This window comes from Kribbia dieselivorans NBRC 106261 (assembly GCF_001552435.1).
In the GTDB taxonomy this organism is placed as follows: domain Bacteria; phylum Actinomycetota; class Actinomycetes; order Actinomycetales; family Dermatophilaceae; genus Kribbia; species Kribbia dieselivorans.
Window position 1 is genome coordinate 1 of sequence record NZ_BCRE01000077.1, and the last position, 10611, is coordinate 10611.

Here is a 10611-nt window from a genome sequence, read left to right on the forward strand (position 1 = left end):
CCGGGGCAGGCGGGGTCAGTGGCGCAGGGTCGGCCGCTGCTCGGCGACCGCGGCGATGTCGGCGAGGTCCTGCTCCATCGCTCGACGCGTGGCCTTCAGACCCAGATTGCCGAACAGGCTCATCATCACGCGCTGCACCCGCGTGGGCTGGGACAGGATCCCCTCGAACGCCATGGCGATCCGCGTATGCGACCCGTGCAGCGCCGGCTCGAGGGTGAACGTCGTCGTCGTGTCCATGCCCCCGGCGTCGGCCGCGATCACCGTGGCCCGGTTCGCCTTGACGTGCGTGACCTCCATCTCCTGGGTCTCGCGCCGGCCCATCATGGTCCGGGTCTCGCGCCAGCGGGTGCCGACGCGGTAGTCGCCCTCGGTGAGCATCTCGACGGCCTCGACGCCGGAGAGGTGCTCGGCCGAGTCCTCGACATCGGTCAGGACGGCCCAGACCGCGGCGGGCGGAGCCGCGATGTCACGGGAAACGGAGATCGAATGCTCCAGACGGCGCGCGTTCGCCGCATCAGGGGTCGACGAAGCGGAAGAATCGGTCATGGAGGAGATCCTGCCGAAGATCACCGACGCGCGAAACCGGAACGTCCATTCGCCACCGAACAGTCACCACACAGGAGCACCGATGAGCACCATGCCCGCCGTCGTCCGACCCGCCCTGGATGCCGCCGACTCGACGTCGCGCCTCCTCGCGACGCTCCCCACCGGCCTCCACATCGGCGGCGAGTGGGGTCCGGCGCAGGGCAACGCGACCTTCGAGGTGCTCAACCCCGCCACCGGCGAGATCGTCACGAGCGTGGCGGACGGATCGGTCGACGACGGGCGCCGCGCGCTCGACGCCGCGGTCGCCGCGCAGCCGAGTTGGGCCGCGACCGACCCGCGTGAGCGCGGCGAGATCCTGCGCACGGCCTTCGAGGCCCTCACCGATCGCGCCGACGAGTTCGCCGCCTTGATGACCCTCGAGATGGGCAAACCCTTGGCCGAGGCCCGCGGCGAGGTGACCTACGGAGCCGAGTTCTTCCGCTGGTTCTCGGAGGAGGCCGTGCGCATCGCGGGGCGCTACGCCGTGGCCCCCAGCGGTGGCACCCGGCTGCTGACGATGAAGCAGCCCGTCGGCCCGACGCTGATGATCACCCCGTGGAATTTCCCCCTGGCGATGGGCACCCGCAAGATCGGCCCGGCCATCGCCGCCGGCTGCACGATGGTCATCAAGCCGGCGCACGAGACTCCGTTGACGATGCTCGCCCTGACCCAGGTGCTCGAGGAGGCCGGCGTCCCGGCCGGGGTCGTCAACGTCGTGACGACCGCGCACGCCGGCGCGGTGATGGAGCCGTTGATCCGCGACCCGCGCGCCCGCAAGCTGACCTTCACCGGCTCCACCGCGGTCGGTCGCGCGCTCGTCGAGCAGTCGGCTGAACAACTCCTGCGCGTCTCCATGGAGCTCGGCGGCAACGCCCCGTTCATCGTCTTCGAGGACGCCGACCTCGAGGCGGCGGTCGACGGCGCGATGCTCGCCAAGATGCGCAACATCGGCGAGGCCTGCACGGCGGCGAACCGGATGTACGTGCACGAATCCATCGCCGACGAGTTCACCGAGCGACTCGCGCAGCGCATGGGCGCGTTGACCGTGGGCGACGGGAGTGCCGATGGCGTCGACGTGGGCCCCCTGATCACCCCCGCCGCGATCGAGAAGGTGACCGAGCTCGTCTCCGATGCGCAGTCTCGAGGGGCGCGGACGGTCGTCGGCGGCGCGGCGATCGACGGGCCCGGCAACTTCTACGCGCCCACGGTCCTCGCCGACGTGCCGGCCGACGCGCGCGTGCTGCACGAGGAGATCTTCGGGCCGGTCGCGCCGGTGGCGACCTTCCGCGACGAGGCCGAGGCGCTCGCGCTGGCCAACGGCACGGAGTACGGACTGGTCGCCTACGTCTTCACGCGGGACGCCTCGCGGGTCATCCGGGTCAGCGAGGGGCTCGAGTTCGGCATGGTCGGGGTCAACCAGGGCATCGTGTCCAACCCGGCCGCCCCGTTCGGCGGCGTCAAGCAGTCCGGGTTCGGGCGCGAGGGCGGCGCGGAGGGCATCGAGGAGTACCTGGAAACCAAGTACGTCGGTTGGGCCCTGTAGGCGCCGCCCGGCGACGGCAACTCAACGCTTGATGAGCGGGCTCTTCAGGCCCGAGCCGTTCTTGTCCGACTCGTCGAAGAAGTCCTCGCGGAAGATGTCCCGGGGGAAGAGCCGTCGGCTCATCAGGGTCTTCAGCGCGGCGTCGACCATCGGCGGCGAGCCGCACAGGTAGCCGCGGCACCCGCCGAGGCGCGCGTGGTCGGCCTCGATGACCTCGGTGACCAGGCCGTAGGCGTAGGCGTCCGGGTCGTCGCCCGAGTCCGCCACCTCCTGCGGAGTCTCGTCCGAGAGGCAGGGCCGGTACGTGAACTCCTCGTACTCCTCCTCCAACGCGCGGAAGACGTCCACGTCGTAGAGGTGGGCGCGGGTGCGGCCGCCGGCGTAGAGGGTCAGCTCACCCCCGTACTCCCCGGCCTCCAGCGCGTGGCGGACCATCGACTTCAGCGGGGCCACGCCGGTGCCGCCGCCGACGAGGATCGCGTGTCGGTCGTCGCCCGTCTTCAGCACGAAGCGGCCGTAGGGGCCGGACAGGGCGACGGTGTCCCCCTCGGCCAGGGTCGAGAAGACCCAGCCGTCGGTACCGCGCCCGCCCGGGACGTTGCGGATGTGGAACTCCAGTCGGGTGCGCTCGCCGGGTGGGGAGCCGATCGACCACGTCCGGTCACACGAGGCCTGGCCGGCGGTGGCCGGCACGGTGAACTTCATGTACTGACCGGCGTTGAAGCCGATCTCCCGGTCGAGTTCGACGACCAGTCGCTTGGTCCCCAGGGCGATGTCCTCGAGGACGACCACGGTACCGGTGTAGTCCTCGACCGGGTGGACGACGAGGTCCTCGTCGACGTCCAGATCGGCCTCGATCGTCACGTCCCCGCGGGGTTTGGCGCAGCAGGTGAGCAGCTTCCCTTCGTCCCGCTCGAAGTCCATGAGCGCGAACGAACTCGCCTCGCCCAGGTCCACCTCACCGTCGAGCTTGTCGACCTTGCAGGTGGCGCAGGTGCCATGGGTGCAGCTGTGCGGCAGCCACACCCCCGCCCGCAGGCAGGCGTCGAGGATCGTCTGGTCCTCGTCGCATTGGACCTCGCGGCCGACCGGTTCGACGGTGATGGTGTGTGTGGGCATGGGGACTCCTTGGAGCGAGACGAAGGGGAGCGGTGTGGGTGGGGTCAGGCGGCGACTCGGGTGCCGATGACGTCCTTGTGACGGATGCCGAGCTCGGTGAGGGTCATCCCGTCCTGGGGTTCGAACGGAGCGCCGTGCAGGGTCCAGGTCCGCGCGGTGGCGGCGTCGAAGTCCGGGTCCTCCTCCGCCAGCGGCACGATCATCTGCGCCCAGAAGTCGGCCCAGGTCATGGCGCGGGGTGCCCGGAACATCACCGGGGAGCACCACCACATCGTGTCCTGGAACCACAACGTGACGAGCTGGTCGTCGCCGTAGAGTTCCTGGCGGGAACGGGAGGGGAAGTCGTACTCCCCGAGGCTTGTGATCGACATGTCAGGCACCTGCCTTGTTCTCGTGGGAGGCCGTCTCGGCGGCGGCCTCGCCCTGCCAAGTGAGCCAGTTGGTGTGGTCGCGCGAACCGAGGTACTCGCCGGCGTCGCCGTCCTGCAGGTGGTACCACTCGAGGACCTCGGGAACGCTCGGGCCACCGCAGTTGCCCTGGTAGATCTGGTGGACCGGCAGCCAGGCCTGGCGGTACTTCTCCGGCTCGCGCTCGAAGATCCACTGACACCCGTTGGAGCAGGTGTGGTAGATCTCGCCCTCGAACTCGGACTCGCGCTGGCAGAGTGTGGTGGGGTCACCGGGCTCCGTGAAAGCCATGGGGATCTGGCAGACCTGGCACAGCTGCGGCAGCCCGCGGGTGAAGTGCCGCCCACCGCTGGCGATGTTGCGCGCCTCCTTGTCCCACAGCGGCTTGAAGTGCGTGTCGAAGGTGTCCGGGTAGGCCTGCGAGAGCCACTGCTGGTGCTCCGGCGTGGGCATCGTCGTGGTGAACCCGGCAGCGAAGGAGAACTGGTACAGGATCCAGTACACCTGGTGGGAGAGGACGTCCTTCTCCTGCACGGCGTCGGCGACGTGGCGCGGCGGCGTGATGCCGTAGAAGGCGAGGTCCTCGAAGAGGCCCTTGAGCATCTGCTCCTCGAAGTACAGCTCGAAGGACTCCTTCCAGCTCATGACCTTGCGGGGCAGCATGTAGTCGAGCATCTGTGACACCAGCGCGGTGACGCGGTACGCCCGCCAGAACCACTTGTCGAGCCAGGCCTGCACGATCGGGACGTTGTCCTCGTCCTGCTCGAGGAGGAACTTGATCGCCTCGAGACCGAGGGTCATGTGACGGGACTCGTCGGACTGCGCCGAGAACCCGAAGGTCATCGTCGGGAGATCGCCGTTGAACGACGCTCCGGACATGAACGGGACGAAGAGCAGATTGGTCAGCAGGTACTCGAACGAGAAGCCGATGGCGATGAGGAACTCGAAGGGCCCGCAGGAGAGGGCGTCGTCGAAGAAGCTCTTGGGCACCGAGAGGTACCACATACGGTCGTGGTTCTCCGGCCAGTTGTGCAGGCCGGAGTAGTACTTGTTGTAGTTGCTCAGCGTGTGCACCTCGGTCTGCATGTGCCGGATCTCGTCGATCGACTGGCACAGCGCGGCGAAGCGCGGGCCCGGTCCGGCGAAGTGCCGCGCGAGGTAGGCGAAGTTGCGGTGCGCGGCATACTCCAGCGGGGTCACGCCCTGGAGGAACAGCTTCATCGCGTTGAGGTAGCCGGCGTCGGTGAGGTTGAGGTGTCCCTGTCCTTGGGCGAAGCCGTCGAGAACGGCGTACAGGCGACGGTCCTTCTCCGCCTGGTACTTGGTGTAGGCGTCGATCGTCAGGCGGAAGGGGTCCTCCCAGGCGGCCCAGTCGTGGATCTTGATGCCTTCGTACTCGAGGTGCGGAAACATCTCCTCCTTCGTGACGTAGCTGGGCTCCCAGTCGAGGCCGCGCGTGAGGGCCTCGTAGCGGGCCTTCATCGACAGTTTCCTGGGCTTCTTGGTCTTCTTCTCGGGTGCGAGCGTCATGGTGTTGCTCCTCGTGGAACGTCGGTGTTGCGGAACGTCGGTGTTGCGGAACGTCGTTGTTCGATCGGGTGTGGCGGGTGGGCGGGTCAGGTCGGGCTCAGTGGTCCCACGCGATGACGATCTCGTCCTCGTCCCACTCCTGGATGTTGCCGAAGTAGGAGACGATCGCCATCTGGAACTCGTGTGTCTCCCACTCCCGGCCGAGCTTCTCCTCGACCGTCTCCTGGGTGATGACCAGTCGGCCGGGGGCGGTGATCCGGATCAGGCCCGGGGTGTGCAGGACGCTGCAGTCGGGGTTGTCCTGTTCGATCGCCTCGACGACCGGTCGGTTGCTCTCGGATTCCTGGATGACGACGCCGACGTCGCGGGTGCTGGTGGTCTGTTCGGTCATGTCTGCTCCTGCTCTCAGGCCTGATCGGCGGCGAAGGTGGCGAGGGAGGCGGCCGCGGTCGCGGCGACGCGCTCGAGGGCACCGGCGTCGAGCCGGGCATCGAGGCGCTGCGCGAAGGGGGTGAGCGCCGCGAGTGCCGTGTCGACGGCGTTCCGGCCGTGCTCGGCCAGCAGGTCGGCGTTGTGCGCCCCCAGCTCCGGGTCGGCGCGCCAGGCCGCGTACAGCGCATCGATCCACGTGCGGTTGTCGGTGTACCAGTTCGTCATGTGCTGGGCGATGAGCGAGTAGGCCGGCGCGCCGCCGGTGACCGCCGCGTCGTCGAGGTGGGACCAGAGCAGGTCGTAGACGAGCTGGTCGAGGGCATCGAGCTGGATCAGGGCGACCCCCCAATCGGCCTCGACGATGGTCTCCTCGGCCAGTCGGCGCAGGCCCTGCAGCGATTCGTCGCCCATCCAGTGGTCCTTGGCCGCGGTCAACGTCTCGGTGGTGCCGCCACCGAGGGCGATCCCGACACGGCTGATCATCTGGGCGTTGCCCACCCGGTCGAAGGCGGAGTAGGCCGCGGCCTGGGTGATCGTCGCTCCGTAGCCGAAGCGAGCCATGCCGCAGAGGATGAGCTGGCCGGCGCTCTCGAGGTGCCGCAGCGGAACGACGAGCTCGCCGAGCACGGCCGACCACCCGTCGGGCAGTCGCCCGAGCAGGCCCCGGTTCTCGATGTACTCCAGCGACGTGCCGAACGCGTCGTGGTGTCCGGAGCGAGCGGTGACGTACGGCGCGTAGTAGTACTGGCGCGGGTCGAGGTAGGAGTACGGATCGGCCAGCCGAAAGACGCTGAAGGACTCGTCGTAGATCTCCTTGGTCGGGTCCCACGTGGGTCGGTAGTGGAAGTGCTCGGTGGGCTGGACGTCGATGCTGCCCTCGAGATAGCGCGAGGCCGGCTTGTCGCCGAAGCGCTTGGCGACGTGCGTGAAGGTGTGCCGCTGGGGCTCGATGACCTGGGTCTTGAGTTCGTACTGCACTGGACGTTCTCCTCGGGTGGGGTGGGGCGATGTCAGGCGGAGGCCGGCATGCTGGGCGGCGCGATCTCCGCCTCCAGGAGCCGAACGAGCAGGTCCGGCACGGCATCGGCGCTTTCGAGTTCGCGGGGCTCGTCGTCCTCGACGACATCACCGACGAGGCGGCCGTAGGCGCGCCCATCGACGAACCGGGTGGAGCAGCGGACGGCGTGGTCACCGAACGTGACGCTGAAGGCGAGTTCGTCCGGCAGCGGCTCGTCGACGAGGTCGAGGTGTGTGTGGTCGGAGCCGAGCACCGCATTGGCCTCGCACACGTACTGCTCGGTCAGCGAACGCAGTGCCACGTGACGGTCCGCGCCGGTGCCGGTGTCCACCCGCGTGCTGAGACGGGTCTGCGGCATGGTCGTGCCTGCGCCGGCGGCCGGGGGGACCGCGTCCGGGTGGGTGCCGACGAGTTCGGCCACGCGAGTCATGAAGGGCGTCATTGCACTTCTCCTGGGAGGTGGGGTCGTTCGAAGCACGAAGGTAGGTGTGCCTGTCCTACGCCGCGATCCGCTGAACGCCGTGACTATCCATTCAGCGCAACCCGTGCGATGGTGTTGCGGATGCATGTGCGCGCGGTGGGTTCTTCCGCGTGCACCGGAAAGGAGTGCAATGAGGCACTTGCTCGAATCGCGACCCACCTTCGAGGACTGGGAGGGTGTGCACGGCGTGCTCAGCGATGCGTACTTCCCGCATGCGCTGAAACCGCGATCGGCCGCCGCCGGGGCTGCGCTCTCGGGGATCGAGGCGATCGATCTGGGCTCCTGTCGTCTGGCGCACATCCGATTCGGGGCCACGGTCAGCATCGCCAGTGACCACCCCGGCGCGATGGCGGTCAACATCCCCCTCGCCGGGCGTCTGGCATCGAGTGTCGGCGGTCACGACAGCGACGCCGGACCGGGCCTGGCCACCGCCTTCCCGGCGGATACCCCCGCCCGGATGCCGGCGTGGGGCCCGGAGGTCGACCTTCTGGGCCTGCGGATCGACTCTCACCTGCTGCAGCGGGAGAGCGAGCGGACCTTCGCCCGACGGGGCGTCACGGTGCCGCTGGAGATCGATCTGCGTACCCCGGCGGGTGAGGCCTGGTTCCGCCTGGCCCGTACCACCTTCGACAACGCCCGCGAGGGCGGCGGGGTGCTCTACGAGGACCCGAAGATGGCCGAGTCGGTCGCGAGCATGCTCGTCACCGGTCTGCTGCTGGCGGCGGTGCCCGAGGAGGCGGGGCCGTCCGGTCCGACCCGACCGCGAACCGTGCACCGCGTCATCGCCGCGATGGAGGCCGACCCGGCGCGGGCGTGGTCACCGGCCGACCTCGCGGAGATCGCCGGGGTCAGCGTTCGGCGACTGCAGCAGTCGTTCCGGGAGCACGTGGGTCTACCGCCCTTGGCCTACCTGCAGGATCTGCGCCTGGAGCGGGTGCACGACGACCTCGTCCACGGCCGCGGCTCGAGTGTCACGGAGATCTCGATGGCCTGGGGCTTCTCCCACCTGGGACGCTTCGCCGGAGCGTACCGGCAACGGTACGGCTGCACGCCCAGCCAGACATGGGCCCGCCGGGGCTGATCCGCACACCGGACTCCGACCCGAACGCCGGAGTCGCGCTCACCGCGTGCGCGCCAGCGCCACGTCCTGGATCCGAGGCCAGAGCGCGTCCGCCCAGACCCGGTAGCCGCGCGCGTTCGGGTGGAACCAATCGCCGGAGAGCAGCGTGGGCCCGGGCCACGGCCACGTCGCCTGGGTCGGGGTGAAGAGGTCGGCGAAACCGAGGCCGTAGCGCGTGGCGACCGTGCGCTGCACGTCGGTGGCCCGCCGGGCCCAGCGGTTGTTGGGCAGCGGCCCGAAGCTCGGCACCGAACCCAGCACGGCGTGCCGTGGCAGGGCCTGGGCGATCGCGTCGGCGTCGCGGCGGAAGTCGTCGATCCGGAACCATCGACGCACGGCCGCGACATCGTTGCCGCCGATGACGCAGGTGATGACATCGGGCTCGCGATCGAGGTAGGCCAACCGGGGCAGCTGATCGCGGACGACGTCGGCGATGTGGGCCCCGGAGACGCTGAGATTGACGACGTCGACCTCGGCCCCGGTCAGGGCCCGCAGCCGCTCGGACAACGTGCCGACATACCCCTGACGCGGGTCCTCGACCCCGACGCCCTGGGCGGCGGAGTCACCGAGGACGGCGAACGTCAGGGCCTGTGGGCGCAGCGCATCGCGGGCCGCGGCCCAGAAATCGGCGTGACTGGCCGCCTGACGACGGCTTCGAAGGACCCCCCGGATCATCCTGCCAATGGTACGCCCGCCGGGACGGGCTCGCATGTGCGACTACGCTGCGAAGGTGGTCGCATTCCGCGCCACCCGGATCGAGACGTCCGTGCCACCCCCTGGAGAAGCCGCCCCATGACCGAGAACACCCCCACTGACGCGACCACCGAGACCCCCACCGGCGCGCCCGCCCCCGCCCCGAAGATCGCCCTCCTGGAGGTGCCCGAGATCGTGGCCGAGGCCGCGGCGCACCTGGGCATCGAGCTGGTCGAGGAGCCGGTGGAGTTGACCGGCGGCGTGGTCGTGCGGCCGCACGGGGTGGACCGGGACCGCACCGTCTTCGTCATGGCCCACGGCCGTGGCCGGGAGATGGTGGGACGGGCGCAGAAGCTCGTCACCGAGGAGATCCTCAAGTTCTCCCTCATCAAGGCCGACTACCCGCAGGCCCGCACGCTGCTCGTCTTCGCGTCACAGGAGGCCAAGGATTCGATGAAGGGTTGGCTGCAGCGCGCCGCCGAGGTCAACGGCGTCGAAGTCGTCCTCCTGCCGGGTCACTGACCGTCGTGGGCGCCTCGACGGACTGGCGGGAGTACCTGCCCGAGGACCTGCCGAAGGTGCTCGACGCGGCGTTGCAGGAGTTCGCCGAGAACGGCTACCACGGCACGAGCATCCGCGACATCGCGGCCCGCGCCAAGCTCTCGGTGCCGGGCCTGTACCACTACCACGCCTCCAAGCAGGACATCCTCGTCGCCCTGGTCACCACGGTGATGAACGACCTCACGACACGGTGTGAGGCGGCCCTGGCGACGGCGACCACGCCTCAGGATCGATTCGATCGTCTTGTCGAGTGCCTCGTGCGGTTCCACATGTTCCGCCGGGAGGCCGCGTTCGTGGCCGCCAGCGAAGCGCGCAGCCTGGACCCCGATCAGCGCCGCGAGTACGTGGCCTCCCGCAACCGGGTGCAGGCGATGATCGACGAGGTCATCGCGGACGGGCACGCCGGCGGCGTGTTCGCCACGCCGTACGCCAAGGACGCCGGCCGGGCCATCACGACGATGGCGATCGGGGTCGCCTCCTGGTATCGCGCCGACGGAGCGCTGAGCGCGGACGAGGTCGTCCGCCGCCAGGTCGAGTTCGCCCGGGGAGTGGTCGGCCGACGGTGACCGGCGTGGTGGCCGATCGATGATGACATTTCGGTGACAACGCTCGTTACCCGTTGTTCAACAAACTCTGGGAGGATCCTCGTCGGCGCGAGCGGAGTAGGCTCCTCACCGCGTGTTTCGTGGCCGCCCCGGGCAACAGATCGTTGCGCCGTCAATGGAGAGAATGTGTTCATCAGCGTGACCGTGTGCGATGTGTGTCACCGCGTGGGCCAGCCCACGTCCCCGTGGCTCCTGGGATTCCAGGGCATGACCCGGCGGGTCGATCTGTGCGATGAGCACGGCGAGTCGCTCCGCGGGCTGTTCGACGTGGGGAAACTGGTCAACGACTCGGCGCGGCTCGGTGGACCGGCACGCGTCATCGACGCCGCCTCGGCCGCCGTACCGCCGGAGTCCCGTCGACTCCGCCGCGAGACGGAACGCGATGAACTGCACGCGGTCATGCGCGCGCAGCGCCGGACCGGTCGTCATGCCTCCGCGGCCGCGCCGAAGCCGGCCCCGAAGCAGGTCCAGGTGACCCCCACCCCGGCAGCCACGGTCGCGAAGCCGGCGCCCGTC

Annotated in this window: 13 protein-coding genes; 5 read left to right on the forward strand and 8 right to left on the reverse strand. The window is 69.3% G+C overall.

Annotation, left to right across the window (positions count from 1 at the left end):
* Positions 1–15 precede the first annotated feature (15 nt).
* Positions 16–546 carry an SRPBCC family protein gene (locus KD1_RS07435; protein WP_068399834.1) on the reverse strand — a complete coding sequence of 177 codons (531 nt, stop codon included), beginning with the start codon at positions 544–546 and terminating at the stop codon, positions 16–18.
* Positions 547–637: 91 nt separating this feature from the next.
* On the opposite strand from KD1_RS07435, the gene KD1_RS07440 reads away from it, so the two are divergent.
* On the forward strand, positions 638–2128 hold the full coding sequence (locus tag KD1_RS07440; RefSeq protein ID WP_068399875.1) for an NAD-dependent succinate-semialdehyde dehydrogenase: 1491 nt from the start codon (positions 638–640) through the stop codon (positions 2126–2128).
* A 21-nt stretch (positions 2129–2149) separates the two neighbouring features.
* On the opposite strand, the gene KD1_RS07445 is transcribed toward KD1_RS07440, so the two are convergent.
* The 6 genes from KD1_RS07445 to KD1_RS07470 form a co-directional block, all read right to left on the reverse strand.
* Positions 2150–3247: an NADH:ubiquinone reductase (Na(+)-transporting) subunit F gene (locus KD1_RS07445; RefSeq protein ID WP_068399837.1), complete on the reverse strand. Its 1098-nt coding sequence runs from the start codon at positions 3245–3247 to the stop codon at positions 2150–2152.
* 44 nt (positions 3248–3291) lie between these two features.
* Entirely contained in the window at positions 3292–3618 is a 327-nt protein-coding gene (locus KD1_RS07450) for a phenol hydroxylase subunit P4 (RefSeq protein ID WP_217995831.1), read from the reverse strand.
* Position 3619: 1 nt separating this feature from the next.
* Positions 3620–5185, reverse strand: coding sequence for a YHS domain-containing protein (locus KD1_RS07455; protein WP_068399844.1), 1566 nt, complete (start codon positions 5183–5185; stop codon positions 3620–3622).
* A gap of 97 nt (positions 5186–5282) precedes the next feature.
* Entirely contained in the window at positions 5283–5576 is a 294-nt protein-coding gene (locus tag KD1_RS07460; protein ID WP_068399849.1) for an MmoB/DmpM family protein, read from the reverse strand.
* A gap of 14 nt (positions 5577–5590) precedes the next feature.
* On the reverse strand, positions 5591–6595 hold the full coding sequence (locus KD1_RS07465; RefSeq protein ID WP_068399854.1) for a ferritin family protein: 1005 nt from the start codon (positions 6593–6595) through the stop codon (positions 5591–5593).
* 32 nt (positions 6596–6627) lie between these two features.
* Entirely contained in the window at positions 6628–7077 is a 450-nt protein-coding gene (locus KD1_RS07470) for a hypothetical protein (RefSeq protein ID WP_068399858.1), read from the reverse strand.
* A 169-nt stretch (positions 7078–7246) separates the two neighbouring features.
* Here KD1_RS07470 and KD1_RS07475 point away from each other — a divergent pair, with 169 nt between their 5' ends.
* On the forward strand, positions 7247–8197 hold the full coding sequence (locus KD1_RS07475; protein ID WP_068399863.1) for an AraC family transcriptional regulator: 951 nt from the start codon (positions 7247–7249) through the stop codon (positions 8195–8197).
* Positions 8198–8236: 39 nt separating this feature from the next.
* On the opposite strand, the gene KD1_RS07480 is transcribed toward KD1_RS07475, so the two are convergent.
* On the reverse strand, positions 8237–8911 hold the full coding sequence (locus KD1_RS07480; RefSeq protein ID WP_068399868.1) for an SGNH/GDSL hydrolase family protein: 675 nt from the start codon (positions 8909–8911) through the stop codon (positions 8237–8239).
* A gap of 117 nt (positions 8912–9028) precedes the next feature.
* Here KD1_RS07480 and KD1_RS07485 point away from each other — a divergent pair, with 117 nt between their 5' ends.
* The 3 genes from KD1_RS07485 to KD1_RS07495 all read left to right on the forward strand — a co-directional run.
* Complete coding sequence (locus tag KD1_RS07485; RefSeq protein ID WP_068399871.1) at positions 9029–9451, forward strand: hypothetical protein; 423 nt, start codon at positions 9029–9031, stop codon at positions 9449–9451.
* A gap of 5 nt (positions 9452–9456) precedes the next feature.
* Positions 9457–10056: a TetR/AcrR family transcriptional regulator gene (locus tag KD1_RS07490; RefSeq protein WP_217995832.1), complete on the forward strand. Its 600-nt coding sequence runs from the start codon at positions 9457–9459 to the stop codon at positions 10054–10056.
* Positions 10057–10302: 246 nt separating this feature from the next.
* On the forward strand, positions 10303–10611 hold a 309-nt coding region (locus KD1_RS07495; RefSeq protein ID WP_217995833.1), incomplete at its 3' end, for a hypothetical protein.